25 protein-coding genes are annotated in these 24,987 nt (G+C 70.5%); 11 read left to right on the top strand and 14 right to left on the bottom strand.

What is annotated here, in order from left to right; genetic code table 11:
• Positions 1-23 precede the first annotated feature (23 nt).
• The gene (locus tag B4V06_RS07690; protein ID WP_123112176.1) at positions 24-1,124 is read left to right on the top strand and encodes a geranylgeranyl reductase family protein; all 1,101 of its coding nucleotides are present in this window, start codon (positions 24-26) and stop codon (positions 1,122-1,124) included.
• 40 nt (positions 1,125-1,164) lie between these two features.
• On the opposite strand, the gene B4V06_RS07695 is transcribed toward B4V06_RS07690, so the two are convergent.
• The gene (locus tag B4V06_RS07695; protein WP_123112177.1) at positions 1,165-1,626 is read right to left on the bottom strand and encodes a TRAM domain-containing protein; all 462 of its coding nucleotides are present in this window, start codon (positions 1,624-1,626) and stop codon (positions 1,165-1,167) included.
• A 216-nt stretch (positions 1,627-1,842) separates the two neighbouring features.
• Here B4V06_RS07695 and B4V06_RS07700 point away from each other — a divergent pair, with 216 nt between their 5' ends.
• On the top strand, positions 1,843-3,081 hold the full coding sequence (locus tag B4V06_RS07700; RefSeq protein ID WP_498168867.1) for a mandelate racemase/muconate lactonizing enzyme family protein: 1,239 nt from the start codon (positions 1,843-1,845) through the stop codon (positions 3,079-3,081).
• Between the two features lie 190 nt (positions 3,082-3,271).
• Here B4V06_RS07700 and B4V06_RS07705 read toward each other — a convergent pair whose 3' ends face one another.
• The 6 genes from B4V06_RS07705 to B4V06_RS07730 all read right to left on the bottom strand — a co-directional run bounded on the left by B4V06_RS07705 (position 3,272) and on the right by B4V06_RS07730 (position 8,420).
• The gene (locus tag B4V06_RS07705; protein ID WP_498168870.1) at positions 3,272-4,444 is read right to left on the bottom strand and encodes an MFS transporter; all 1,173 of its coding nucleotides are present in this window, start codon (positions 4,442-4,444) and stop codon (positions 3,272-3,274) included.
• 78 nt (positions 4,445-4,522) lie between these two features.
• Positions 4,523-5,161, bottom strand: a complete 639-nt coding sequence (locus tag B4V06_RS07710) for a hypothetical protein (protein ID WP_498168872.1) — start codon at positions 5,159-5,161, stop codon at positions 4,523-4,525.
• A complete protein-coding gene (locus tag B4V06_RS07715) occupies positions 5,151-6,344 on the bottom strand; it encodes a DUF3179 domain-containing protein (RefSeq protein WP_498168875.1) in 1,194 nt (397 codons plus the stop codon). The genes B4V06_RS07710 and B4V06_RS07715 overlap by 11 nt, the downstream gene beginning before the upstream one ends.
• A gap of 79 nt (positions 6,345-6,423) precedes the next feature.
• Positions 6,424-6,984: an MOSC domain-containing protein gene (locus B4V06_RS07720; protein WP_255212524.1), complete on the bottom strand. Its 561-nt coding sequence runs from the start codon at positions 6,982-6,984 to the stop codon at positions 6,424-6,426.
• The gene (locus tag B4V06_RS07725) at positions 6,981-7,376 is read right to left on the bottom strand and encodes a hypothetical protein (RefSeq protein WP_498168877.1); all 396 of its coding nucleotides are present in this window, start codon (positions 7,374-7,376) and stop codon (positions 6,981-6,983) included. Before B4V06_RS07725 ends, B4V06_RS07720 begins: the two co-directional genes overlap by 4 nt.
• A 126-nt stretch (positions 7,377-7,502) precedes the next feature.
• Positions 7,503-8,420: a PLP-dependent cysteine synthase family protein gene (locus B4V06_RS07730; protein WP_498168880.1), complete on the bottom strand. Its 918-nt coding sequence runs from the start codon at positions 8,418-8,420 to the stop codon at positions 7,503-7,505.
• A gap of 102 nt (positions 8,421-8,522) precedes the next feature.
• Here B4V06_RS07730 and B4V06_RS07735 point away from each other — a divergent pair, with 102 nt between their 5' ends.
• Entirely contained in the window at positions 8,523-8,906 is a 384-nt protein-coding gene (locus B4V06_RS07735; RefSeq protein ID WP_123112185.1) for a TlpA family protein disulfide reductase, read from the top strand.
• A 32-nt stretch (positions 8,907-8,938) separates the two neighbouring features.
• On the opposite strand, the gene B4V06_RS07740 is transcribed toward B4V06_RS07735, so the two are convergent.
• The 3 genes from B4V06_RS07740 to B4V06_RS07750 form a co-directional block, all read right to left on the bottom strand.
• Positions 8,939-9,520 carry a DUF7109 family protein gene (locus tag B4V06_RS07740; RefSeq protein WP_123112186.1) on the bottom strand — a complete coding sequence of 194 codons (582 nt, stop codon included), beginning with the start codon at positions 9,518-9,520 and terminating at the stop codon, positions 8,939-8,941.
• Between the two features lie 3 nt (positions 9,521-9,523).
• Positions 9,524-10,741: a glycosyltransferase family protein gene (locus tag B4V06_RS07745; RefSeq protein WP_255212523.1), complete on the bottom strand. Its 1,218-nt coding sequence runs from the start codon at positions 10,739-10,741 to the stop codon at positions 9,524-9,526.
• Between the two features lie 99 nt (positions 10,742-10,840).
• Positions 10,841-12,025, bottom strand: coding sequence for an MFS transporter (locus B4V06_RS07750; RefSeq protein ID WP_498168883.1), 1,185 nt, complete (start codon positions 12,023-12,025; stop codon positions 10,841-10,843).
• Between the two features lie 151 nt (positions 12,026-12,176).
• Here B4V06_RS07750 and B4V06_RS07755 point away from each other — a divergent pair, with 151 nt between their 5' ends.
• Positions 12,177-12,347 carry an HVO_0758 family zinc finger protein gene (locus B4V06_RS07755; protein WP_176329420.1) on the top strand — a complete coding sequence of 57 codons (171 nt, stop codon included), beginning with the start codon at positions 12,177-12,179 and terminating at the stop codon, positions 12,345-12,347.
• 168 nt (positions 12,348-12,515) lie between these two features.
• Here the strand turns inward: B4V06_RS07755 and B4V06_RS07760 are convergent, their stop codons facing one another.
• Genes B4V06_RS07760 through B4V06_RS07770 form a run of 3 tightly spaced genes read right to left on the bottom strand, consistent with a single transcriptional unit; the run spans position 12,516 to position 15,745 of the window.
• Positions 12,516-13,868 (bottom strand): hypothetical protein, encoded by a 1,353-nt coding sequence (locus B4V06_RS07760; RefSeq protein WP_498168885.1) that lies wholly within the window; start codon positions 13,866-13,868, stop codon positions 12,516-12,518.
• Entirely contained in the window at positions 13,865-14,527 is a 663-nt protein-coding gene (locus tag B4V06_RS07765; RefSeq protein ID WP_498168887.1) for a hypothetical protein, read from the bottom strand. The genes B4V06_RS07760 and B4V06_RS07765 overlap by 4 nt, the downstream gene beginning before the upstream one ends.
• A gap of 60 nt (positions 14,528-14,587) precedes the next feature.
• Positions 14,588-15,745 carry an aldo/keto reductase gene (locus B4V06_RS07770; protein ID WP_498168889.1) on the bottom strand — a complete coding sequence of 386 codons (1,158 nt, stop codon included), beginning with the start codon at positions 15,743-15,745 and terminating at the stop codon, positions 14,588-14,590.
• Between the two features lie 210 nt (positions 15,746-15,955).
• On the opposite strand from B4V06_RS07770, the gene dacZ reads away from it, so the two are divergent.
• The 6 genes from dacZ (at position 15,956) to B4V06_RS07800 (ending at position 22,404) form a co-directional block, all read left to right on the top strand.
• Positions 15,956-16,765, top strand: a complete 810-nt coding sequence (dacZ, locus tag B4V06_RS07775; protein WP_123112191.1) for a diadenylate cyclase DacZ — start codon at positions 15,956-15,958, stop codon at positions 16,763-16,765.
• Positions 16,766-16,771: 6 nt separating this feature from the next.
• Positions 16,772-17,560: a mechanosensitive ion channel domain-containing protein gene (locus B4V06_RS07780; RefSeq protein WP_123112192.1), complete on the top strand. Its 789-nt coding sequence runs from the start codon at positions 16,772-16,774 to the stop codon at positions 17,558-17,560.
• 96 nt (positions 17,561-17,656) lie between these two features.
• Complete coding sequence (locus tag B4V06_RS07785) at positions 17,657-18,322, top strand: GNAT family N-acetyltransferase (RefSeq protein ID WP_498168892.1); 666 nt, start codon at positions 17,657-17,659, stop codon at positions 18,320-18,322.
• A 72-nt stretch (positions 18,323-18,394) separates the two neighbouring features.
• Positions 18,395-20,857: a DEAD/DEAH box helicase gene (locus B4V06_RS07790; RefSeq protein WP_498168895.1), complete on the top strand. Its 2,463-nt coding sequence runs from the start codon at positions 18,395-18,397 to the stop codon at positions 20,855-20,857.
• Positions 20,858-20,934: 77 nt separating this feature from the next.
• On the top strand, positions 20,935-21,405 hold the full coding sequence (locus tag B4V06_RS07795; RefSeq protein WP_123112195.1) for a phosphate-starvation-inducible PsiE family protein: 471 nt from the start codon (positions 20,935-20,937) through the stop codon (positions 21,403-21,405).
• 111 nt (positions 21,406-21,516) lie between these two features.
• Positions 21,517-22,404 (top strand): DUF8054 domain-containing protein, encoded by an 888-nt coding sequence (locus B4V06_RS07800; protein WP_498168898.1) that lies wholly within the window; start codon positions 21,517-21,519, stop codon positions 22,402-22,404.
• Between the two features lie 92 nt (positions 22,405-22,496).
• On the opposite strand, the gene B4V06_RS07805 is transcribed toward B4V06_RS07800, so the two are convergent.
• Positions 22,497-23,030 carry a DUF7344 domain-containing protein gene (locus B4V06_RS07805; RefSeq protein WP_498168900.1) on the bottom strand — a complete coding sequence of 178 codons (534 nt, stop codon included), beginning with the start codon at positions 23,028-23,030 and terminating at the stop codon, positions 22,497-22,499.
• 461 nt (positions 23,031-23,491) lie between these two features.
• Between B4V06_RS07805 and B4V06_RS07810 the strand changes: the two genes are divergently transcribed.
• Positions 23,492-24,925, top strand: a complete 1,434-nt coding sequence (locus B4V06_RS07810) for a choice-of-anchor W domain-containing protein (RefSeq protein WP_498168902.1) — start codon at positions 23,492-23,494, stop codon at positions 24,923-24,925.
• Positions 24,926-24,987 lie beyond the last annotated feature (62 nt).

The following is a 24,987-nucleotide window of genomic DNA, read 5'->3' on the forward strand; positions in this document are numbered from 1 at the left end:
CTATCCGCCACGACGCTTCGTTCATGCACGATTTCGTCGTCGTCGGCGCCGGCCCGCCGGGGTCCCGGTTCGCCCGACGCGCGGCCGAGGCCGGCCGCGACGTGGTCGTCTTCGAGAAGGGGACGGTCGGCGAGCCGCTGGCCTGTTCGGGACACGTCTCCGACGACGTCTGGGACTACGTCCCGGACGAGGCCCGCGACCGCCTCCTCCAGAACCGCGTGTACGGAGCGCGGTTCCACGTCGGCGGCCCGAACTCGAAGGCGTACCCGTTTTATAAGCAACGGCCGGTCTCGAACGTGATCGACCGCGTCGGGCTCGACCGGACGCTCGCCGACTGCGCCCGGGACGCGGGCGCCGACGTGCGCGAGGGCCACACGGTCGTCGACCTCGACGAGCGGTCGGATCGGGTCGCCGTCGAGGTCCGGACTCCCGATGGCGACGTCGAGACGGTGGAGGCTCGGATGGTCGCCGGCTGCGACGGTCCGACCTCCCGCGTGCGCCGGTCGCTCGACCTCCCGGAGCCGGACGAGCTGCTCCACGGCGTGCTCGCGTTCGACGACGCGCCCGACGACGGCGACCTCGTCGACGTCCACCTCACCGCGCCGACGTTCTTCGCGTGGCGGATCCCGCGGGGCGACGCCGGCGTCGAGTACGGGCTCGCGGCGCCCCCCAGCGACGACGTCTCGGCGATGTTTGACCGGCTCACCGACGCCTACGGCGCGACGACCGACCGGTTCTGCTCCGGGGCGATCCCGGTCGGCCCGCCGGATCGGGTCACCACCGACCGGGCGTTCCTGATCGGGGACGCGGCCGCGCAGACGAAGCCGTTCACCGGCGGCGGGATTCTGTACGGGATGACCGCGGCCGACGTGGCCGCGGACGTGATCGACCCCGCGGACCCGGCGACGCTCGCCGACTACGAGGCCGGCTGGCGCGACGCGATCGGCCGAGAGATCCTGCTCGGAAAGGGGATCAGGCGGTGCTACTCGCTGCCGGAACCCGTCCAGCGGCTCGGCCTCCGGGCGCTCTCGGGCGAGATCGGCGTCCACATGGACCGGCCGAGCTCCTTTTTCTCGCCGGCGCACCTCCGGCGGCTGTTCTCGCGGAGCGACCCGCCGGAGTGACCGGGGGGCGGATTCGAAACGGCGGGTCCGACGGAGCCGCCTACTCCTCGATGACGTCGGCGAACGAGACGTTCTCGCGGACGCTCGTGATCTCGACGGTCGGCTCGTCGCCCGGCTCGGAGTCCGGGACGATGACGACGTAGCCGCGTTCGATCTTCGCGATGCCGTCGCCCTTGTCGCCGAGCGTCTCGATCGTGACCTCGCGGACGTCGCCCTCGGAGACCGGCGGGCCGGCGGCGTCGTCGACGGCGGAGTGCGCCGGGGACCTCCCGGCAGCGTTGCCCGCGACGTCCCGATCCCCCGACGTGTCGGTGGCTGACTCGGTCGAGGCGGCGCCCTGGTTACCCCCGTCTCGCTGTATCAGTGCCACGCGGTACGTCTCGTCGGGAGCGACGGACCCGTGTTCGATCTCCGACGAGGGGACGGCGACGACGTGATCGCCGTCGCGCTCCTCGACCTCTCCTGTGAACAGACACGCCAGCGAATCGGTGATTTCGACCATAGGTCACCTTTCGAACACGGTAATGAAAAGCTCCCTATTTATTATCCGCCGCGCGGAGCCGTCCGGAGCCCCCGGGGATCGGGAAACAGCGGGAAGCGATGCGAGTCTGGAAACAGCGGGAAGCGATGCGAGTCTGGAAACAGCGGAAAGCGGAGGGATTCCCAGTGCCGACAGTCGAACATAAACATTTACCCTGTCCCGAAGGAATCGCCGCTCATGAGCCGAAACTACGAGTCGCTTCACGACCCGAACGCGGAGTACACGATGCGGGAGCTCTCCGCCGAGACGATGGGGACGACCGGGTCGCGCGGCGGCGACCGCGACGTCGAGATCACGGACGTACAGACGACGATGGTCGACGGGAACTTCCCGTGGACGCTCGTCCGCGTGTACACCGACGCGGGCGTCGTCGGCACCGGCGAGGCCTACTGGGGCGCCGGCGTCCCGGAGCTCATCGAACGGATGAAGCCGTTCGTGATCGGCGAGAACCCGCTCGACATCGACCGGCTGTACGAGCACCTGATCCAGAAGATGTCGGGCGAGGGCTCCGTCGAGGGCGTCACCGTCACCGCGATCTCCGGGATCGAGGTCGCGCTCCACGACCTCGCCGGCAAGATCCTCGACGTGCCCGCCTACCAGCTGCTCGGCGGGAAGTACCGCGACGAGCTCCGCGTCTACTGCGACTGCCACACCGAGGAGGAGGCCGACCCCGACGCGTGCGCCGACGAGGCCGAACGGGTCGTCGACGAGCTCGGCTACGACGCGCTGAAGTTCGACCTCGACGTCCCCTCGGGGCTCGAGAAGGACCGCGCGAACCGCCACCTCCGCCCCGGCGAGATCCGTCACAAGGCGGAGATCGTCGAGAAGGTCACCGAGCGCGTGAAGGACAAGGCCGACGTCGCCTTCGACTGCCACTGGACGTTCTCGGGCGGCTCCGCGAAGCGACTCGCGGAGGCCATCAACGACTACGACGTGTGGTGGCTCGAAGACCCCGTCCCGCCGGAGAACCTCGAGGTGCAGGAGGAGGTCACCAAGAGCACGACGACGCCGATCGCGGTCGGCGAGAACCGCTACCGCGTCACCGAGCTCCGCCGCCTCATCGAGAACCAGGCGGTCGACATCGTCGCGCCCGACCTGCCGAAGGTCGGCGGGATGCGCGAGACCCGCAAGATCGCCGACGTGGCGAACCAGTACTACGTCCCGGTCGCGATGCACAACGTCGCCTCGCCGATCGCGACGATGGCGGCGACGCACGTCGGCGCCGCGATCCCGAACTCGCTGGCGATCGAGTACCACTCTTACGAGCTCGGCTGGTGGGAGGACCTCGTCGAGGAGGAGGTCATCGAGGACGGCTACATCGAGGTCCCGGAGAAGCCGGGCCTCGGCGTCACGCTCGACATGGACGCCGTCGAGGCGCACATGGTCGAGGGCGAGACGTTGTTTGACGAGGCGTAAGCCGGATCGAGTCCGATAAGCGAGCGGAGCGAGCTTATCGATATTTGACGAGGCGTAAGCCGAAGTCAAGCGCGAAAATATCTGATTTTCGCAGTTCGACGAAGCGACGCTTCGTCGAACTCGATAGGCGCGCTACGGTCATCTATCGATTTTTTATTAGAGTGGAGAGAAGCCGAGTTCAGGTCTCCCCTCAGTACCCCGTGCCGAGCGCCCAGTTGGCGACGAGCACGGCGAACGTGAGCCCGAACAGCACCGCCAGTATCGAGAAGGAGACGCCCCAGCCGAACAGGTCGGTCGCGAGCCCGACGCCGAAGGAGCCCGCGGAGCCGATCACGGTGTAGACGGTCCGGACGAGTCCGAATCCGGCCCCCCGCTCCGTGTCGCTGAGCGCGTCCATGAACCGCGGGTCGATCGCCGAGAAGAAGCTCGACCCGGAGCCGGCCAGCAGCACGGCGACGCCGACGCCGACGAGCCCGGGACCGAGGACGAACGAGGTGATCCCGAGCGCGCCCGCCAGCATCGCGCCGCCGATGGCCGCGTCGCGGCCCACGCGGTCCGACAGCCGGCCGAGCGCGACCTGCGCGACCGCCCGGACGACGAAGAACGCGGAGAAGACGCTGGCGGCGAACCCCGGCGAATACCCGCGGAACTCGACGAGGAACGTCGGGAGGAAGGACATCACGCCCTGCACCACGTACGTGCCGGCCATCGCGACGAACAGCGGGAGGAGGATGCGCGGCCGCGAGAGGAGTTCGACGAGCGGCGCGACCGCGAGCCGGTCCCGCATCGGCTGGTCGGGGCGCCGCGGCTCGGTCGGCCGGACGCGCCACGCGAACAGCAGGAACACCGGCACGCCGACCACCGCGGCCAGCGCGACCGCGGGCCGCCAGCCGTAGCGGACGCCGACCCACGCCGCGGCGACGGGCGCCACGAGCCCGGCGAGCGGGCCGCCCGCGGAGTGGAGCCCGAACGCCGTGCCGATCTCGTCGAAGGTCCGCGAGAGCAGCGTCGTCGCCACCGCGTAGTGGAGGCCGGCGACGAGCCCTAACAGCACCGCCGCTAGCACGAACAGGGGGAAGACGGGCGCTAAGGCGAGCACGAGGCTCATCGCCGTCGTGCCGCCGACGGCGACGAGGATCACGATCCGCTCGCCGTGTCGGTCGGCGAGCACGCCGCTCGGGAACTGGGCGGCGCCGTACGCCAGCCACATCCCGGAGAGCGCGACGCCGATAGCGGTGTTCGACACCCCGAAGTCGTCGACGATGAGGGGGACGACCGGGCTGATCGCCAGCCTCGCGAAGTAGGTCACCAGGAACGCGAGCATGCACAGCGACAGCACCGTGTGACGGTACTGCCAACTCATCCGGCTGTCACTGACGGGAGGTGGGTCCGGTCGGCGGTCAACGCTTTCGGTTCCGGCCGGAACCACCTCCGCCGCCCCTCACCCGACGGCGGCCGGGTCGACCCGGCTCCCGACCCACAGCAGCGTGGCGACGAGACCGAGGACCGCGAGCGGGAGGAACCACTGCATCACGGCGAGCAGCCCCGCGGAGGCCTGCACGCCGATGACGAGCAGGAGCGTCGGGCCGCAGCAGGCGACCCCCGACAGGATCCCGGGGAGTCCCGCGGCGGCGCCCGCCCCGGCGCCGATCCGACACGCCGCGGGGCCGCGCCACGCGACGACGGAGACCGCGAGCGTGACTCCGACGAGCGCGGCGAGCGCGAGTCCGATGGCGGCGTTGACGGGCGCGAACAGGTACTCGAGCGGGCCGACCGCGACGAGCGCGACTGGCTCGTACTGGAACGGTCCGACTCGGCGCGTCAGGAGCGCGAGCGGGTCGCTCGCGACGGTGACGTCGATGGCGGGCCCCGAGCCGGCCCAGCCGCCACCGCCGCCGCGGAGGCCGAGGTGGCGGACTCCGGCGCTGTACGCGAGGAAGTACGCGACCGCGACGACCGCGAGTGTCGACCGCCCGTCGCGCCGACCGAGCGACGCCCGGACGGCGAAGGCGGTCCGGCGGATCAGCCCGCCAGCCCACGCGACCGGCGACTCGACCGGCGGGGCCGACTCAGCCGCCATCCCCCGCCCCCGTGTGCTCGCCGACGAACGCGGTGTCGGGGTAAAAGCCCGCCCAGGCGAACCACATCGCGTCGAACGCGAGCACCGGCTCCAGCGGGAGGTCGGCCGCCGCGACGCCGCCGCCCTCGCCCTCCACTCGATAGGCGTCGCCGTCCGGTTCGACCCCAAGGCCATCGGGGTTGCGGTAGACGTACCCCGTCGAGAGCCCCGAGTCCGCGACGGCGACGACGTCCGCTCCTCCGTCGCCGATCGAGCCGGTCAGCACCCGGTCCGCGAGCAGCGTCCGTTTGTCGAACGCGATAGCGCCGGTCCCCGTTCGCGCCCCGATGACGACCGACTTCGGGTGTCCCTCGTCGGGCGACGACAGCGGCGGGAACACCGTGCCGTCCCGCGCGTAGTAGCCGCCGAGCGGCGCGTAGCTCCCGTACGGGTCGCTCTCGTACCGGCGCACGTACCCGGTGTCGTCCGTCATGACGAGCGAGTCCGGGTGGCGCTCGCTCCACCGGTCGGCCGTCGTCCACACGACCCGGAACTCGTCGAGCGTCTCGCCGGTCATCGGCCCGTCGATCCCGGTGGCGAGCATCTGCGGCCACCAGCTGTCGGTGCCCCGGTCGTACATGATCAGGTTCGAGTTGACGAGTTGCCCCGACACCCCGAACGTCGTGTCGCCGCGGCGGAACCCCTGTGCCGTCCCGGTGAGCGGACAGTACGTGACCGCGACCGGCTCGCCGCCGAGCTCGTCGTTGACGATCTCGTGATGGGAGAGCACCTGCTGCGGGTACGCTTTCGCCTCCCCGTCGCGAACGACACCGAAAACCGGGATCCCCTCGGCGTAATTCACCTCCTCGATCGGCCGGAACGAGGGGTCGTCGATCGAGGGGATCCCGTCCTTCCCGACGCCGCCGTTGAGCGCCTCCGCCACCAGGGTGTCGGCGTCGTACGGGACGTGATAGCCGGTGTCGGCGGTGGGAGGCCGCGCGCCCTCTCCGGTGGCGTCGTCGGCGTCGCCGGATCCATCGGCGCCGGACCCATCGCCACCGGGCCCATCGGCGCCGGACCCATCGTTGTCGCCCGCCTCGTCGCCGGCGAGCGAGTCGAGGGGTGCGCCGCCGAGACAGCCGGCGACGCCGACGGCTCCGACCGCGGCGAGTCCGGCCAGCGCCGACCGACGAGTGCGGTCCATGGCGATAGCTCCGGACTCGACAATATAAAGCCCAAAGCGGAGGTGTGAGAATCACACACACCCGATAGAAACGGCCGTATCAGTCGTCTCGCCGGTGATCCCCACCGGCCGAGCGCTCGCGCAGCCGGTCTGCGATGGCGGCGCCCGCGGTGCGTGGGTCCGGGTCCGCGACGCTCGCGGAGTCGCCGACGGCGACGCGGCCCGGCTCGATCACGTCACAGCAGAGCCCGCCGCGGTTCCGCAGCGCCGACGCGAGCCCGTCCGCGCCGGCCAGCGACTCGACGTGCGCGCACGGCGGCCGGCGTCGGGTCGGTCGCAGGCGCGCCTCGCCGACCGCGACGGTCGCGTCCAGCAGGTCGTCCATCCCCGGACCGAACCCCTCGACGACGACGTTTCGACGGTGGCGACCGTCCGAGACGTCGATCCCGGTCTCCTCGCGGACGGCGTCGAGGGCCTCGGCGGCGACGAGGGTGACGGCGCAGCCGTCGAGCTGGAAGCGCCCGTCGCCGCGCCGGTAGCGATCGCCGTCGACCCCGTCCGGACGGATCTCGACGGCCTCTCGGAGTTCGGGCGGCGCGCCTCCCGCCGGGGCCGTGACGAGGCTTCGGACGACGCCGCTCGTCCCGCCCTCGCCGCTCACGGCGTCCCTCCGAGGAGATTCGGGTCGCCCGGCTTCAGCCACTCGCGGTGCGCGTAGTAGACGGCGCCGACCGGGGGCGCGACCAGCGCGGCCAGCGCGTAGAGCCATTTAAATAGGCCGAAGTCGGCGACCCCGCGCTCGTTCAGCGACAGCGCGTCGAGGAGCACCGCGGCGGTCGCGAGCGGCGCGAGGAGGTAGCCGTGGGCGAACGCGACGGCGGCGCCGGCCGGGGTGCCGGCCGAGAGCAGCGCCCAGTCGACCGCGTAGAGGACGGTCCACCCGCCGGCGGCGACGGCGAGGACGAGGAGCCACGGGCCGTCGAACCGTCTGCCGGCCGGTTCGGCGGCCGCCCCGTCGGGGTCGCCCGGAGAGGATTCCGCGTGTGTGGTCACGACTGAACTGAGGGCCCGACGGTACTCAACGTTCGGGTCGGGGGGCAGGTTGGGGGCGGGTTGGTGACGGGCGGCGAGTAGATGGCCGACGACTCTCGACCGGCGCGCCGGTCGTCGAGAAGCGGCTTATTCGTCGAAGGTGCCGGCCGAGAGGTACCGCTCGCCGCTGTCCCAGAACACGGTGACGACGAGGGGCTCCTCGCCGGCGTAGGCGCCGGCGTCCCGGAGCTCCGCGGCGACGTCCTTCGCCGCGAGGTTCGAAGCGCCCGAGGACTGCCCGACGAGGATCCCCTCCTCGCGGGCGAGCCGCCGGCACTCGGCCTCCGCCTCCTCGATGCCGACCGCGTGGACCTCGTCGATGAGGTCGACATCGAGGTTCGGCGAGACGAAGCCCGGTCCCATCCCCTGGAACGCGTCGTTTCCGGGCTCCCCGCCGGAGAGGACGGCGTTGTCGCTGGGCTCGACCGCGTCGACCCGGACGTCGGGGAACTCCTCGCGGAGCCGACGACCGATCCCGGAAATGGTCCCGCCGGTCCCGACGCCGGCGACGAGCGCGTCGACGGTCCGGTCGCCGACCTGCTCGACGACCTCCGGGCCGGTGGTCTCGTAGTGGGCCCGCGGGTTCGCGGGGTTCTCGAACTGCCGGAGCTGGACCATCCCCGCCTCGGCCTCGAGCTCGTCGGCGCGGTCCTTGGCCGCGGAGATGTCGCCGTCGACGAGCTCGACCTCCGCGCCGTACGCGCGCATGATCCGGCGGCGCTCCAGCGACTTGCCGTCGGGCATCACGAGCGTCACGTCGTACCCCTTCACCGCGCCGGCCATCGCCAGCCCGATGCCGGTGTTGCCGGACGTGGGTTCGACGATCCCGTCCCCCGGTTCCAGCTCTCCCGATTCCTCGGCCGCCTCGACCATGTACCGCGCCGGGCGGTCCTTCGCGGAGCCGCCCGGGTTGCGCGACTCGACCTTCGCGGCCACCGTCGTCTCCGGCGGCGCGTCGACCCGAACCAGCGGCGAGCCGAGCCCCTCCAGCACGTCGTCGTCCATTACGTCGACGAACGGGACCGCCACTCAAATGCCCGACGGACCGCGGCAAGACGCGTTGCCACCGACGCGCGGTTTACAAGGCTACCCGGCGTAGCGGGCGGTATGACACTCGAAACGCTCGCTCCCGACGGAACCGACGGCGACGCGCTCGGCGACGACGTGCTGGACGCGCTCGGAGGCGGCGACTACCGATTCAAGGTGTGGGGCGGCGACTGGTGCGGCGACTGTCGGCGGCAGCTCCCCGCGTTCGCGGCGGCGCTCGACGCGGCCGGCGTCCCCGACGACCGGATCGAGGACTTCCCGGTCACGAAGGGGCCGGACGGCAAGGAGGGCGAGGCCGTCGACGAGTACGGGATCGAGCTGATCCCGACCGTCGTGGTCGAGAGCGCCGACGGCGAGGAGCTCGCCCGCTTCGTCGAGGACGCCGACGTCTCGATCGCGGAGTTCCTCGCGCGCGAGCTCGCCGAGGGCGAGGCGAGCGCCTGAGTCGAGCCCCCGCGTTTCTTTTTTAAACCGAGTCAGGCGTCCAGCTCGGCGACGATCCGCTCGCGGATCTCGCCGGCGTCGACGGGCGCCCACGCCTCGATGTCGTAGGTCACGTCGGCGAGGACCTCCAGCCGGTCGGCGTTGCTCTCGCGAATCGCCGAGACTGCGTCCGCGGAGAGCCGAGCGAGGACCGCCTCCGAGAGCGCCTCGCGGTCCACGTCGCGCTCGGGCACGTCGAGGATGTGCGGGAGATCCCCCGCGCCGTCGGGCAGCGACGGGAACGCGGCGGGCCCGACCGCGAGGGCGACGTCGCCGGCGTCGAGACCGGCCTCGGGGTCGGCGGTCTCCGGCGGCGTCTCGCCGCCCTCCGAGAGCGCCGCGGGCGGCGCCGGCACCAGCGCGTACTCCGCGACGGCGACGTCGATCGCGGCGGCGATCGCGTCGTCGTCGACCTCGGCCCGTTGTTTAAAAGCGAGCTCCGAAAGCGCGTGCGAGAGCTCCGCGCGAGTGAGCCACTCGAACAGGTCGACGACTCCTGCGAGGTCGTCGCGCGCGGCCACGCTTGGCGCGTCCGGCGCCGCCGCGACATCGTCGGCGGCTCCGTCTTCGGCCATCGGTCAGTCCTCTCCCGGCGCCGGATCGGAGGGCGGGGACGCCGGCGGTTGGTGGCCGTTCCCGCGGACGTCGGCGTCGCCCGGCGCGCCGCCGATTCGAGTCGCCTCGCCGCCCGCTCCGCCGGCCGCCTCCGCGAGGTCCGCCCGGGCCGCCTCGGCGACCGCCTCGGGCGTGATCGGCGCGTCGCGCCACGCCGGGAGGCGGGTGTCCGGCCCCGGTTTCCCGAGGGCGTCCGCGTACGTCGCGGCCTGCGAGCGCTCGTCCTCGCGGTCGTAGTCGAGGCCGTTGAACGCGGCGTCGGTCTCGTACCCGTCAATAATTCCCTCGGCCGCCTCGCGGTAGCGGTCGGCGAGGCCGTCGTAGTCGACGGCGACGCCGGCCTCTTCCACCGCCCGGAGCGTCGCCTCGCCGACCGCACGGCTCATGTCCGCGAGGCCGGTCGGGCCGTCGACGGAGCGGTGGTCGTGCTCGTAGCGGCCGAGGTCGACCTGCGCGCTCCCCGCGAAGCCGGCGTGCGCGAACGCCTCGCCGAGGGTCCCGACCTCCAGGCCCCAGCCGCGCTGGACGCGGAGCTTCGAGACGAGGTCTGTCGTCGCCGCGAACTCGCCGGCGAGCGCGTACCGGAACGCGTCGAGATACTCGATCACGCCCGCCTCCCGACGCTCGGTGGCGTCGGCGAGCGCGCGGACGAGGGGTCGGAAGAACAGCCGGAAGAGCCGGCCGTACAGCGCCCCGTCTTCGACGCGGGCGTAGTACCCCTTCGAGAACGAGTAGCCGTTCGCGACCGGGAACAGCAGTCGCTTGACGAACGCCGGCGAGTACGTCTTCGTGTCGGCGTCGTGGACGACGACGTACTCCTCCTCCAAGGCGCGGCCGAGGCCGAGCCACACGTCGCGCCCCTTCCCGCGGTCCCCGTCGAGGCCGCTGTCGGCGAGCAGTTCCGTCAGCCGGGGACCGCCGCACCAGAGCGTCTCCACGTCGAGGTCGAACCCGTCGAGCCACCGCGCGAAGGGGCCGACGCGCTCGGGCGGGGCGCGGAGGGGGACGATCACCCGAGCCGGCGCGACCGTCTCCAGCGCCGAGAGGACGCGCTCGGCCGCGAGCGTGCCGTACTCGCGCTCCGTCATCGGCACCACGACCGCCGCCCGGCCGGTGGGGGCGTCCGGCCGGTGGTCGGTCAACGCGTGCAGCGTCGTCACGCGCTCTTGGACGTACTCCATTATGACCGTACAGGGGCGGGACGCCCTAAATAGGTGCGATACCCGTGGCGCGTGCCGGCACACGCGCGACCGCGCACGCGAGCGGCCACAACTCCGCGCTCACGCCGCCGGCTCCGCCCCCGCCGCGCCGCCCGGGACGCGGCCCATGCGCTCCAACACGGCGTAGGCGACCACGACCGCACCGAGTCCCCCGGAGAGCGCGAGGAAGACGACGTCGTAGGCGAATCCGGCCTCGACCGCCTCGCCGACGGTCCACGAGCCGGCCGCCTGCGTCGTCATCATCCCGGCGGAGTAGACGGCGTACGCCGACGCCCGGGACCCGTCCGGCAGCGACGCGAGCAGGTACGTGTCCATGGCGGGGAACAGCATGTGGATGGCGAAGCCGACGGAGAGGCTGGCGAGGACGACGGCGACGAGCCCGGAGACGATGACCACGAGGACGACGCTCCCGATGAACGCCGAGACGATGCCGAGCAGGTACGGCACGTGTGGGAGCCGGTCGGCGAGGTCCCCGGAGACGAGGAAGGCGGGGACGCCGGCGGCGAAGATCACCGTCAGGAGGTTGCGGGCGGTCGCGGGCGGCAGCCCCTTGTCGATCATGTACAGCTCGTAGAAGTTGAACAGCCCCTGCCAGACGAAGCCCGTGAGGCCCATCAGCACGACGGCCGTCAGGATGAGCTTCCACTCGGCGAGCGCGCCGCCGACGAAGTCGGTGTCGTCCGCGCCGGCGTCGGGGAGGTCCGTCCGGGAGGCGAGGAACACGAAGGCGACGGTCGTCGCGGCCGCGACGGCCGCGAGCCCGTAGAACGCGAGCCGCCAGTCGTACCACAGCGCGACCGTGACGACCGGTGCGGCCGCGACCGCGGCGAGCTGGCTCGCCGTCCCGTGAACGCCCATGGCCCGACCGACGCGCTCCGGGAACAGCTCGGAGACGAACGGGTTCGCGGCGACGAAGTAGACGCCGGACGCTAAGCCGATCGCGAACGCGGCGGTCATCAGCGTCGCCACGCCGGGCGCGAGGGCGACGCCGAGCGCGCCGACTGTCAGCATCGCCCCGGAGACCACGATAACCAGCCGGCGGGAGAAGCGCGTGAGCGCCCAGCCGGCCGGGAGCCGCGGCGCGGCCGAGCCGAGCCACGCGAGCGTGACGATGAGGCCGGCGGTCCCCTCGCCGATCGCGAACTCGCCGATGAACTCCCCCACGAGCGGCGCGAAGACGACGCGCGCGAAGTTGACGAGGAAGACGAGGGCACACAGCGATCCGAACAGCCGAGTCCGTGACACGGACGCGCTTCGAATCGCCCGGAGACAAGCGTTGCGAAAGCGCGGCGCTCCGATACGACGTCGCGTGTCGTACGGTCGCGACCGGAGCGGGTTCGCCGTCCGACTCGCGTCGTACGGGGTTTTTATACCCACACGGGATCAACCGAGACGTATGAAATCGACGCGCAAGGGACTCCGCGACGGCGACCTGTTCAAGGACACCTACGAGCGCCTGAACTGCGCCGACTGCGAGAAGGTCTTGAAAAAGAAGAACGATCCCGACGAAGTGTTCGCGGTCCGGGTCTGCCCCGAGTGCGAGGCGACGTTCAAAGAGCTGCGCTGAGCGTCGTCGCGGGCCGGTGCGACGAGAGCCGAAGCCGAACTAATCGAACCGAACCTAATCGAACCGAACCTAATCGAACCCAATCGAACCGAACCGCGTCCCGCCCGCCCTCCCGACGCCGCGTCTCGTCTCTTTTCCCCTCAACTCGCCGCGTCGTCGTCGCCGCTCTCACGCCTCGATCGACTCGGCGACCGACGCCGCCACGCTCGTCGACTCGCGCGCGACCGTCTCGATCCACCGGTACTCTGTAAACGCCTCGGCCGCGTCGCGGGCGTCGGGATCGGTCGCCGCGAGTCGGGCGTCGGGCCCGTCGAAGAGGGGGAGGACCCGCGCCGCGAGCCAGCGGTCGAGCGGGTTCTCGCTCGCCGCGAGCGACGCCGCCGAGTCGACCGCCGCGTCGCGTGCTTCTCTCACCGCGGCGCGGTCTTCCGGGAACAGCGTGTCGCCCGTCTCGATCCGCGACGCGACGGCGTCGAGCCCCCGGAGTCGAGCGAGCGCGAGCGCCGTCCGCGTGAGCGCGGTCGCCGGGTTCTCCGGCGGGCGGTCGTCCACCGGAACCGGGTCGAAGCGGAGGTCCTCGAACGTCCGGTGGAGGGCGTTCGAGAGCAGCGAGACGCTCGGCGCGTCGCGGGCCACCGGCCGCTCGTCGAGGAACGCCTCTGCACCCGGGTTCGACCGGAGGTCGGCGTCGCTCCCGTGGAGCCCTCGGAGCCGGTCGCGGACTGACGCGCCCAGCCGCTCCGCCGCCTCCCGAAGCGGGTCCTCGACGGACTGCGGGTCCGCGAGCGACGCCCGGTACCGGTCGCTGAGGTGGCGTCCCGCGTCCACGTACGACTGGACGCGCTCGACGTCGCCGACCGACTCGCCGGCCCGAAGCGGGTTCGCTCGCCCCTCGACACCCGCGGCCCCGCCGACCAGCGTCCGCCGCCGCGACTCGTCGTACCAGCGCTCGATCGGGCCGTACGCCGCGGCGCCGGCCAGCGGGTCGGCCGCGGGTCCCGGGAGCGCGTCCAACGTCTCGAACGCCCGTCGCCGCACCGTCCCGATGTCGGCGGTCACGTCCTCGGGGTCGCCCTCGACGGTCACCCCGGCCCACGTGCCGACGGCGGTCGCCGCGCGGTCCCGCGCCGCCGCGTACCGCTCCGCGGCCCGGAGCGGCGGGAGCGACTCGTCGGGGGCCGGCCGCGCCTCGCGAGCGGCCGCCCGCTGTTGGCGTATCCGCTCGCGGATCTCGCCGTTCGGGAGCGTCGTCGCGGTCAGCGGCTCCGGAATCGGGCCGAGCAGGCGGTCGATCCGGTCGTCGAGCGCGGCCGCGACGGCGGGGTCGAAATCGACCGGGACGAGCCGCGGCGTCTCCGGGACCGGGGCGTCCAAGGCGCGCGTGATACCGTCGGTGTCGAGCGACGGCGGGTCGTCCCAGAACCGGGGCTCGCTTCCGACATCGGAACAGCCGGCGAGGGTGGCGAGCGCGACCGCGCCGCCGACCGCGAGGGCGTCGCGTCGGGTGAGCCGTTGGGTCACGAGCCGTCACCTCCCTCGTCGACCGCCGTCGCGTTGCCCGGCACGGTCGCGTTCGCGTCGAGCACCTCGTACTCGGTGTCGACGCCGCGACAGGGGGACCGACCGCTGGACCCGGAGCCGGTGAGTTCCGGGTCCAACGCGGCGGGGAGCCGGAAAAGGAGCGCGAGCGCGACGCGTTCGCCCGCCTCGCAGGCCGCGTCCGGCGGCCTGAGCTCGCGGCAGTACTCGTACTCGACGCGCCGCGGCTCCCACGAGACCGACTCGATTCGGAGGCGGTAACACGACCGCACCCCGGCGCGCGACGCGTACACCGTCTCCGCGTCGTAGTCCGTCTCTTCCAGGAACGACCGGATCCGCGAGCGGTCCGCGTCGGACACGCCCTCGGCGACCGACAGCTCCGCGGCCCGGTCCTCGGTGGTGACGAGTTCGCGTCCGATCGGGGCCGGGTCGTCGGCTCCCTCGTCGCCGACGTCGGCGCCGTCGAGGAGGACGGCCTCGCCGTCGGGGTTTCGCGCCTTCAGGACGGTCGGGTCCGTATCCGTTCCGGAGACCCGTCGCCGGGGCGACCCCGAGCCCTCGTCGCGCGTCTCGACGCCGAGACACCCGGCGAGCGCGACGAGGGGAACGCTACCGAGGAGGGCTCGTCTCGTCGGGGACATGCGGCCGGCTTGGAGCGGTCTCGACAAACCTCTTTTGCCGACATCGGGTCGCTCCCGGACTCACTCGAAGACGGCGTCGAACGCCGAGGCGCCGAGCGGGTCGAACGTGCCCGCGGCGACGTTCTCGCGGACGTGGGCCGGGTCGCTCGCCCCGACGAGCGAGGCGGTGACGCCCGGGGCGCTCCGAGCGAAGTTGAGCGCGCGCTGCGCCGGCGTCTCGCCGGCGAGGGTTGCGTCGACGTCGGCCGGGATCGCGCCCTCGTTCGCGAGTTCCCCCTGCCCGATGCTCGCGCTCGTCACCACAGAGAGGCCGGCCTCGTGGGCGAACTCCAGGGTCGAGACCGGCTTAGCGTCGCCGTCGGCGTCGTCGGAGTCGTCTCCGTCGGCGTCGCCGTCGTCGCCGTCGACTCCGGGCGGGCGCTGGTTCCGCCGCGTGAAGGCGTCCGCCATGGCGACATTAAAAGGGAGTTGGACCGCCTCGAACCCGTGATCGTCGTCGGGGCCGACCGCCTCGCCGGCGGCCTCGGCCCGGGCGAGGACCTCGGCGAGCGAGAGGTACCGCTCGTCGCTCTCGGGAACGCGGAAGGCGTCCCAGGTGGCGACGCCGTAGGCGCCGACGTCGCCGGCGGCGCGCCGGCGTTCTAGGGCCTCGAAGGCGGCCTCCAGCCGGTCGTACACCACCTCGCGGGAGCGGGCCGCGAGCTGCGTCTCCGGGTTGTGAATATAAAAGAGGTCGACGGCGTCGAGCCCGAGCCGGTCCAGCGAGCGGTCGAGCGACCACTCCAGGTACTCCGGCGCCACCGCGTGCGCGCCGTTCGCGAGGTCGTCGGCGTCGACGATTCCGGTCGCGAGGAAGCGGTCGCGGACGTACGCCGCGGGGTCGTCCGGGCGCTCGCCGTCGAAGGGGAGGAACCCGCCCTTCGTCGCGACGACGATCGACTCGCGGTCGATCGGGGACTCTCGCACGGCCTCGCCGACGACGCGCTCGGCCCGCCCGCAGCGGTAGTTGACCGCGGTGTCGACGTGGTTCACCCCGGAGCGGAGCGCGAGCCCGATCGCCTCGCGGGAGGCGTCGTCGACCGCGGCTGTCGGCTCGCCGAGGTAGGTGCCGATCCCGACGCTGGAGGCCACGCCGGGGCCGAAGCGCCGGAAGTAGGTCCGCCCGAAGGCGTCGCCGAACCGGTCGCGGTAGGCCCAGAGCGCGTCGCGAGTCGCCATGTTCGTCCGAACGGTGTCGCCGCGGGGGCAAAAGTCGCGCGGCGTTCGGCGGGCGGCCAGCGATCGAGCGGCATCCGGCGGGCGGACCCAATCGCGCGGCGGTCGACGGGCGACGACGGCCGAGGATTCGTTTCGAGAGAATGTAACACGTCCGACAGGCGCACGACGGCGACACAACGACTATAGGCCGTCCGGGAGTTGCTCCGAGTAATGGCCTCGCTCACCGACCACCTGTCCGACCTCGTCGAGGACGCGGACGCGGTGCTTTTGTTCTCGCCGACGAGCTCGTTTCACGACCGGTTCGAGGACGGCGACACCGAGGTCGTCGTCGTCGCTCCGGACAACGACGTCGACGCCGACACCTTCGTCGAGCTCCCCCTCCCGTTCGACAACGTCAAAGACCGTATCCGGTTCGGTATTGAGGGCTCGATGGACGCCGACTTGGTCAGCGAGGGCGACGAGGTCGTCTGCATCGCGAGCGTCTTCGACGGGGGATCGGACGCGGTGATCCGCGTTACCGTCGACGAGACGGTCCACACCGGGATCTACGACCTGTTCGTCAACTCCCGGGCGGAGCCGAGCGTCATCCGCGACGTGTTCGAACTCGCGATCGAACTCGGACAGAAGGGACAGAAGGGGAAGCCGGTGGGCGCCCTGTTCGTCGTCGGCGACGCGGGGAAGGTGATGAACAAGTCCCGCCCGCTGTCGTACAACCCCTTCGAGAAGTCGCACGTCCACGTCGGCGACCCTATTGTCAACGTGATGGTCAAGGAGTTCTCCCGGCTCGACGGCGCGTTCGTCGTCTCCGACTCCGGGAAGATCGTCTCCGCGTACCGCTACCTCGAACCGGGGGCCGAGGGCGTCGACATCCCGAAGGGGCTCGGCGCGCGCCACATGGCCGGCGGCGCGATCACTCGGGACACGAACGCGACCGCGATCGTGCTCTCGGAGTCCGACGGGCTCGTCCGAGCGTTCAAGGCGGGCGAACTCGTCTTGGAGATCGATCCGGAGGAGTACTGACCACCCATGTTCGCGGCACAGAGCGCGTTCACGGAGTTCGCGGGGAGGGTCCCCGAGCGACTGTGGCTCGCCTTGGTCGTGCTCGTCATCGGCGTGATCGCGGCGTTCCTGGTCGGAGTGATAAACCGGCGGCTGCTGACCCGGGCCGGGGTCCCGGAGGCGATCGAGGGGACGGCCTTCGAGCGCACCGTCCGGGAGTTCAACACGTCGACCGTCCGGATCCTGGCGCAGCTGTCCAGCTACTTCATCCTCGCCGTCGCCGTCATCGTCGCCCTCACCGTCGCCGAGGTGAACTACCTCGACCGGTTCTGGTCCTCGGTCGCCGCCTTCCTCCCGCGCCTGTTCGTCGCCGCGGTCGTCATGATCGTCGGCGTCGTCGTCGGCGACAAGGCGGAGCTGCTCGTCGCCGAGCGGCTCCGCGGGATCAAGCTGCCCGACCTCGGCGTGTTGCCGCCGCTCGTGAAGTACAGCATCGTGTACGTCGCCGCGCTGGTCGCGCTCGGACAGGTGGGGGTGCAGACGCTCGCGCTGGTCGTGCTGCTCGCGGCGTACGCGCTGGCGGTCGTGCTGTTCGCGGCGCTCGCGACGAAGGACCTCGTCGCCAGCGCGGCCGCCGGAGTGTTCCTCCTGCTCCGCCAGCCCTACGTCGTCGGCGACGAGGTGAAGGTCGCCGGGGAGCGCGGCATCGTCCAGGAGGTCGACCTGTTCGTCACGCACATCGAGGCCGACGGAGAAGACCACGTGATCCCCAACCACTCGGTGTTCCGCGACGGGATCGTCCTGATCCGGGAGTGAGGGGCGGCTCCCCGTTCTTCAGGCCCGCCTTCGACCGTTCCCACGCCGTGGGACCAGCTGTCACGATATAACCCCTTGGGCGACGGACTAGTAGCTATGAGCCACGACGACGCCGACGCCGTCGCCTGCGAGGGGTGGGACGGGAGCGAGTGCGAGGGCACGGTCCACTGTCCGCCGCGGTGTCCGCGGTTCGTGGACAAGGAGGGCGCGCGGTGGACGATCCGGCCCGCCGTGCACGAGGACGCCGCGCCGCTCGCCGAGATGTACGAGCGGTTCGAGACCGGGGACCGCGCCCAGGGGCTCCCGCCGGTGACGCGGGACCGCCGGGCGGAGTGGATCGAGTCGATGCTGACCGAGGGGAGCAACGTCGTCGCCGAGCGCGACGGCGAGCTGTTCGGCCACGCGATGTACACGCCCAGCGACGCGCCCCGCCCCGAACTGGCGGTGTTCGTCCAGCCGACGATGCAGGGGCGGGGCGTCGGGACCGAGCTCTGCCGACACGTGATCGCCGACGCCGCCGCCGCGGGACGCGAGGGGCTCGAACTCCACGTCGAGAGCGGGAACCGCGTCGCGCGCCGGGTGTACCGAACGGTCGGGTTCGAGCTCGCCGAGCGACGCGGCGACCTCCGGATGGAACTCGACCTCGACGACCCGATCGCGACCGAGGTGCGCTGGCCGCCGCTGGCGCGTCTCGGGCCCGCCGAGCCGGAGGCGGACGAGCCGCCCGCAGCAGGTCCTTCCCGCGCCCCGGCCGACGACTGACCGGTCCGTGCTCCCGGACCGATTTCGGCGACCACAACCGTTAGGCCCGCCCGTCCCCACGATCCGGTAGTCGTGGAGGACGCCATCGAGTGGCTGCGGAACCGACCGTTCTACGAGGGACAGATCGCGGAGCACCGCCGCCTCCCCGCCCGCGAGCCCGCGTACGGCGACGTCGACCTCGCCCCCCGGATGGCCGACGCGCTCTCGAAGGACGGCATCGACCGCCTCTACCGTCACCAGGCCGACGCGATCGACGCGGTCCGCGACGGCGACGACGTCGTCCTCGCCACCGAGACGGCGAGCGGGAAGTCGCTCGCGTACACCGTCCCCGCCTTCGAGGCGGCGATGGACCGCGGGGGCCGGACGCTGTACATCGCCCCCCAGAACGCGCTGATCGCGGACCAGGAGGAGAGCCTGAGCGACCTCGCTCACGGGCTCGGCTTCGGCAGCGGCGTCTCCGTCGCGTCGTACACGGGCCGGCTCTCGCGGGCGGAGAAGCGCGACGTGCGCGACCGCCAGCCGACCGTGTTGCTGTCGAATCCGGACATGCTCCACTACGCGCTGCTGCCGTACGCGGGGCGCCTGTGGGAGTGGTTCTTCTCGTCGCTGGAGTACGTCGTTATCGACGAGGTCCACAGCTACCGCGGCGTGTTCGGCTCGCAGGTCGCTCTGACCCTCCGCCGGCTCGCGCGGACCTGCGAGCGATTCGGGTCGGACCCGCAGTTCGTCTGCTGTTCGGCGACGATCAACAACCCGGTCGAGCACGTCGCCGCGGTGACCGGTCGCGACCCGGACGGGATCGCGCTCGTCGACGAAGATACGTCGGGGCGGGGGCCGCGCGACTGGGTGCTGTGGAACCCGCCGGAGTACGACGACGACTGGCAGGAGCGCGGGAGCGGCCGCCGGAAGTCGAGTCACACGGAGAGCAAACGGCTCTTCTGTGACCTCGTGACCGCCGGCGCCCAGACGCTGGCGTTCACGAGGGCGCGCCAGACCGCGGAGCAGTACGCGACCGACAGCGCGAGCGACCTCCGCGAGCGCGGCGAGCGCGAGCTGGCGGGGAAGGTGGGCGCGTATCAGGCCGCCCTGACGAACCAGCGCCGCCGGGAGATCGAGGCCGACCTCCACGCCGGCGACCTCCGGGGCGTCTGGTCGACGAGCGCGCTGGAGCTCGGCGTCGACGTCGGCGGGCTCGACGCCGTGATCCTCGACGGCTACCCCGGAACGCGAATGTCGGCGCACCAGCGCGCGGGGCGGGCCGGCCGCGGCGACGACCCCGCCCTCGTCGTGATGGTCGGCGGCGAGGACCAGCTCGATCAGTACCTGATGAACAACCCGGCCGACTTCTTCGAGGCGCCGCCGGAGGACGCGATCTGCGACCCCGAGAACGATCAGCTGCTCCCGGGCCACGTCGCCTGCGCGGCCGACGAGAGCTGGCTCACGCCCGACGACGATCGCTTCTTCGGCTCATCGTTCCCCGGTGTCGTCGCCGACCTGACCGACGAGAGTGTCCTCGACAGGCGGGAGACCGACGACGGGCTGCGGTGGACCCACGCCGGCTCGTCGAGCCCGCAGCAGTCCGTGAACCTCCGGACCGCGGGCGACCGCGAGGTCGACCTCATCGACTCGTCGCGGAGCGAGACGGTCGCCTCGCTCGGGTTCGGCGACGCCCTCCGCGACGCCCACCCCGGCGCCATCTACCACCAGCAGGGGCGCACCTACGAGGTGACGGAGCTGGACCTCGACCGCGACGTCGCCGAACTGCAGTCGTCGTGGGCCGACTACTACACGCAGCCGCTCACCGAGAAGGACATCGTCGTGAACGAGGACCTCGCGGAGCGGGAGCTGTCGGCGCGCCCCGACGTTCCGGTCCGGTTCGCGGACGTGACCGTGACGGAGCGGATCACGGGGTTCGTACGGAGGGACGCCAAGACCGGGGAGTCGCTCGGCGAATCGACGCTGGACCTCCCGGAGACGACGCTGCGGACGAAGGCCCTGTACTTCCCGGTGCCGGCCGACCTGGAGTCGGAGATGCGGGCGATCGGCGCCGGCGACGGCGACGCGGGCGAGGGGAGCGACGCCGACGACGCGGAGGCAGCGACCGACGGCGGGGAGAGTGAAACTGGAGACGGAGAGGGCGGAGCCAGGGACGGGGGGAGCGAGGCCACACCCGACGGCGAGTACGCCTTCACCGGCGGGATCCACGCGGCCGAACACGGGATCATCTCGCTGTTCCCGTTCCACCTGCTCTGCGACCGCGCCGACGTCGGCGGCATCTCGACGCCGTCCCACCCGCACACCGACGCGCCCGCGGTGTTCGTCTACGACGGCTACCCCGGCGGCGTCGGGCTCACGCGTCGCGGTCACGAGCGGATCGAGGAGCTGATGGCCCGCACCGCGCGGCTCATCGACGGCTGCGACTGCGAGGGGGGGTGTCCGGCCTGCGTCCAATCGCCGCACTGCGGCAACGCCAACGATCCCCTCGCGAAGGCGCCGGCGGTCCGCCTGCTGGAGGCGCTGACGGACGACGGGTAGACGAACGCGCTCCGGGAGGGGCGCCGCGCGAGACGGACAGGCACAAACGACTTGCCGCCCCCGGGCGAACGCGACGCATGGCGTTCGACCTCGACGACGCGACGCGGCCGGCCGCGGTGACGATGGAGTGGCTGGTGCTCGGAGCCGCGTACTTCCTCCTCCTGCTGTTTCTCATCGGCGTGTTCGACCTGTTCTTATCGCTGTTCCGACTCCTCGCCGCCGGCGATTTCACCGATCCGAACGAGGTGGTCGGCCTCCTCGACAGCGTCCTCCTCCTGCTGATCATCGTCGAGGTCCACCGGACGCTGCTGGCGTACGCCAGGGGGAAGCCCGTCCTCCGGATCGTCGTCAGCGCGTCGATCATCGCGGTCGCCCGACGCGCCATCAGCTTCCGGCTGGAGGATTACGCCTCGGGGCAGGAGACCCTGCTGGCCGCCCTCTCGATCGCCGTGTTGGTCCTCGCGCTCGCCCTCGGCTACTTCCTCCTCGACCGGGTGAGCGTGCCCGGGCGACCGGAGCTCGCGAGCGACTCGACCCCCGAGGAGTGAGCGCGTACCGGCTTCCCGGTCGGATCTCACGCCGATCTCGGGCGAAAGAACGACGGCCTTCCCGGCGATGCGCCCCGTTCAACGTGTTATTACCTAAGGAGTACACGGCCGTTGACACGGAACACACTAACACAGATGTTTCCGAAGCTCACCGACGAGATACGCCAGCCGGAGTACGTCGGGGAAAATCGGTGTCTCCCCTGTACCGTGGTCAACCTCAGTATCGCCGCGGTCGCCGCCGTCTTGACGGTCGCCCTGCTCGCGGCGTCCGGCGTCTCGACCGGGGGTCGGATCGCCGCGGGCGGTCTCGTTCTCTCAGGCAGCGTCGCGACCGTGTATCTACGGGGCTACCTAGTGCCCGGAACCCCGACGCTGACGAAGCGGTACCTCCCGCTCTGGGTACTTCGGCTGTTCGGTAAGGCGACGGGCCCGGAGCGGGACGAGACCGGGGATGTCGACGTCGAGGGGGTGTTGTTCGACGCGGGCGCGCTCGAGGAGTGCCCCGACCGGGACGACCTCTGTCTCACTCCGTCGTTCGAGTCCGCCTGGCGCGCTCAAACCGAGCGATTCGCCGCGAACGACCCCGGGATCGAGCGGGTGGTCGAGCGGTTCATCGACGGCGAGGACCTCGACGAGTCAGTCGATCGAAGTGATATCACCCTCGAGGAACGCGGCGAGGCGTGCGTGGCGCTGCTCGACGGGACGCGGATCGCGCAGTGGGAGTCCGAAGCGGCGTACCTCTCCGACGCCGCCGCCGCGGCGGTGCTGCAGGACCGGTTCCCCGGCTGGCGGCGTCTGGGGTTCCGCGACCGGACCGAGGTCGCCGGCGTCCTCCGGCTCTGGCTCGATAGCTGTCCCTCGTGCGGTGGGCGGGCGGCGATGGGACGGGAGACGGTCTCGTCGTGCTGTCGGGAGCGGCAGGTGCTCGCCTCGACCTGTGACTCCTGCGGGAGCCGGTTGTTCGAGGCCGACATCGACGCGGACGCGCTCGAGGAGTGATGACGTCGGACCGGGCGCCGCGGTTATTGTCGGTCAGCGGGGAGGCGGATTGAGAAGGCGGATCGAGGCGATGTCCGATCTCGCACGGTCGGTCAGTCGAAGAGCGCGTTGAGGTACACCCAGCGGTCCGTCCACAGCTGGTACCCTATCGAGACGCCGAACGCAGCGAGGAAGGCGCTCACCCAGAGAACCGGATCGACCGCGGAGACGACGGGCACTTCGATCAGAGCGGCGAGGACAACGAAAAGAGAGAGAGTACCGAGCATGCTGTAGTACTCGCTCCACGTGATCCCGTACGGCGTGACGACCTCCATGTACACGTCGACGGAGCGGGCCTCCTCGGTGAGCCGGATCGTCTTCCGGTCCGACTCGTACTCCACGATCCCGCGCTCGTCGAGCTTCGGGAGGTGCGTCTGGTGCAGCGAGTTGTAGACGCTGTTGCGGATGTTCTTCGGTGGCGGCGACTCGCCGGTCTCGCGTTCGGCGATGGTCTCTGCGAGGTCCCGCAGGGTCGTCTTACCGACCGTGGCCTGCAGGTGTTTGATCACTTGACGCCTGCGCTCGTTGCGCAGCAGGTCGTGGATCTCCGTTTCGGGAATCCCCCCGTATCGATTGGTTATTGCCATATATTGGTCCCGTCACCGATTCTCACGTGCGACAGAGCGACACACGAGATAGTGTCACTAAAGTAATTAGACCAATACCGACGACGGCCGTTGTTCAGGTGTCGCCAGAGCAACAACAATGAATAGTTACCGGTTCTTTCCGGACCGATGCGAGTTCCGTCTCGAGCCGACGCGCTCCCTTTCTCAAACTCTCGAGATGTCCGTAACGGGCCGATTGTATTTCTCATCGGAGATTGGCCTGCCTGAACGAGGCGAATGTAGCGGGTCAAACCGGTGTAGTATGGGGATCATCTCCGTGGCGATCCGGTCGGTCACCGACCGTGCGTTCCGACTCAAAGCCACGTGTCAAACCACGGTAACTCTCTCCGTAACGAGTCATTAAAACGCTCGAACACGCGGTTCGACGCTCCAACTCGGCCGTTTCGTCAGAAATGGTGTAATTGGCTAAGGGGGTAGGTGTTGTGGGCCTCTACCAAGCCCGACCGGGAGTCAGGTCGGGTTCAATCACGATGTCAGACAAGAAATTCGAGCTGTCACGGCGGAACGCACTGATCGGTCTCGGGACCGTGGGCCTCGCGTCCGCGGGAGCGGGAGTCGGAACAAGCGCGTACTTCAGCGATGAGGAGTCGTTCGAGGACAATATGATAACTGCCGGGGAACTGGACCTGGCGGTCGACTACGTGGTTCACGAGTATCAGGGCTCCGCGGGTACGTACACGATCAATAGTTTCGAGGGAACAGTCAACGGGGACAATGCGTCGCAGGCCGTCACACTGAACGGTGACGGCACAGCGATGAGTCAGAATCTCGGCGACCTGAAGCCCGGTGATAAAGGTTACTCGTACTTCTGCTTCACGATCGACGATAATCCGGCGTATCTGTGGGCGTGCGGCGAACTCACGGCCAATGCTGAGAACGGACAGAACGAAGCTGAACAGGACGACGCGGACGACGACTACTCCCCAAAGGATTCTACCACGGGCGAGGGCGAACTCGCCGACGCCATCCAAGTGACCGTCTCGTACTGCACCATCGACACAGCAGACGCTCCGAACTATTCCGACGGCGACAGTCTCTCGGGAGGGACGGAGATCACCTCCGGTACGCTGGCGGAAGTCCTCGATGAACTGGACGGAGGAATCCCGCTTGATGGTACTGGTTCCTCTGGTGTGTCTCCTGGTGATCAGGCACCATATAACGGAACAACGAATTTCTCGGGGAACACCGATGTCAACAATCCCTGCATCTGCGTCGAGTGGAACGTGCCGACAACGGTCGGCAACGAGATCCAGAGCGACTCGGTGGAGTTCGACCTCGAGTTCAACGCCCAGCAAGCACGGCACAACGACGGATCGGCCAATCCCTGCCTAGAGGGCCGGACTGGCGACGGGTTCGCAAAGGACCGCGACGACTTCACCCCGACGTGGAACGCCCGCGGTATCATCGGGAACAACGACGCGTCCGGCGGCGGTGGTGAATTATCCGAACTCGACATCCGCGATTCCTCTGATTCCGAGTTGGCTTCCGGCGAGGCGGATTACGAGAACGGCGTGTCGCAGTCCTTCACGCTGGAATACAGTAGCGGAAGCACCACCACCCTCACTGTGGGCGGCGACTCGGTGGTCCTCAGTCCTGCACCCGCTCCGAGCGACGACGACGCGGCTATCACCGTGAAAACGTCCAGCTCGGACGATACGGTCTCGGTGTCGAACGTCCAGGTGAACGGCCAGACGCCTGCCGGTGCTTCGAGCGTCAGTGCTTCGGGCGAGACGAAGTACCTCTTCCTCGCCGGGGGCGGGATCGATCCCGGCGACACTATCACCGGTGACGTGACGTTCAGTTGGAGCGGTAGCGAGCCGAGCGGCGAGGACGCGAAGTTCCGCGTGGACGCGTAGCGACATCCGACCGACCCACGCTGGCACACGTCGTCTCCGGTGCTATCGGAGACGCGTGGCAC

The sequence above is a fragment of the Halorubrum sp. B53 genome (assembly GCF_059752395.1).

Excerpts from the sequence above, each read along its gene's own strand:
- B4V06_RS07795 (WP_123112195.1), top strand. The coding sequence starts at position 20,935 with ATGGCGTTCGACCTCGACGACGCGACGCGGCCGGCCGCGGTGACGATG.
- B4V06_RS07785 (WP_498168892.1), top strand. The coding sequence starts at position 17,657 with ATGAGCCACGACGACGCCGACGCCGTCGCCTGCGAGGGGTGGGACGGG.
- B4V06_RS07735 (WP_123112185.1), top strand. The coding sequence starts at position 8,523 with ATGACACTCGAAACGCTCGCTCCCGACGGAACCGACGGCGACGCGCTC.
- dacZ (WP_123112191.1), top strand. The coding sequence starts at position 15,956 with ATGGCCTCGCTCACCGACCACCTGTCCGACCTCGTCGAGGACGCGGAC.
- B4V06_RS07755 (WP_176329420.1), top strand. The coding sequence starts at position 12,177 with ATGAAATCGACGCGCAAGGGACTCCGCGACGGCGACCTGTTCAAGGAC.
- B4V06_RS07705 (WP_498168870.1), bottom strand. The coding sequence starts at position 4,444 with ATGAGTTGGCAGTACCGTCACACGGTGCTGTCGCTGTGCATGCTCGCG.
- B4V06_RS07745 (WP_255212523.1), bottom strand. The coding sequence starts at position 10,741 with ATGGAGTACGTCCAAGAGCGCGTGACGACGCTGCACGCGTTGACCGAC.
- B4V06_RS07730 (WP_498168880.1), bottom strand. The coding sequence starts at position 8,420 with ATGGACGACGACGTGCTGGAGGGGCTCGGCTCGCCGCTGGTTCGGGTC.
- B4V06_RS07765 (WP_498168887.1), bottom strand. The coding sequence starts at position 14,527 with ATGTCCCCGACGAGACGAGCCCTCCTCGGTAGCGTTCCCCTCGTCGCG.
- B4V06_RS07805 (WP_498168900.1), bottom strand. The coding sequence starts at position 23,030 with ATGGCAATAACCAATCGATACGGGGGGATTCCCGAAACGGAGATCCAC.
- B4V06_RS07690 (WP_123112176.1), top strand. The coding sequence starts at position 24 with ATGCACGATTTCGTCGTCGTCGGCGCCGGCCCGCCGGGGTCCCGGTTC.
- B4V06_RS07700 (WP_498168867.1), top strand. The coding sequence starts at position 1,843 with ATGAGCCGAAACTACGAGTCGCTTCACGACCCGAACGCGGAGTACACG.
- B4V06_RS07695 (WP_123112177.1), bottom strand. The coding sequence starts at position 1,626 with ATGGTCGAAATCACCGATTCGCTGGCGTGTCTGTTCACAGGAGAGGTC.
- B4V06_RS07740 (WP_123112186.1), bottom strand. The coding sequence starts at position 9,520 with ATGGCCGAAGACGGAGCCGCCGACGATGTCGCGGCGGCGCCGGACGCG.
- B4V06_RS07780 (WP_123112192.1), top strand. The coding sequence starts at position 16,772 with ATGTTCGCGGCACAGAGCGCGTTCACGGAGTTCGCGGGGAGGGTCCCC.
- B4V06_RS07770 (WP_498168889.1), bottom strand. The coding sequence starts at position 15,745 with ATGGCGACTCGCGACGCGCTCTGGGCCTACCGCGACCGGTTCGGCGAC.
- B4V06_RS07710 (WP_498168872.1), bottom strand. The coding sequence starts at position 5,161 with ATGGCGGCTGAGTCGGCCCCGCCGGTCGAGTCGCCGGTCGCGTGGGCT.
- B4V06_RS07715 (WP_498168875.1), bottom strand. The coding sequence starts at position 6,344 with ATGGACCGCACTCGTCGGTCGGCGCTGGCCGGACTCGCCGCGGTCGGA.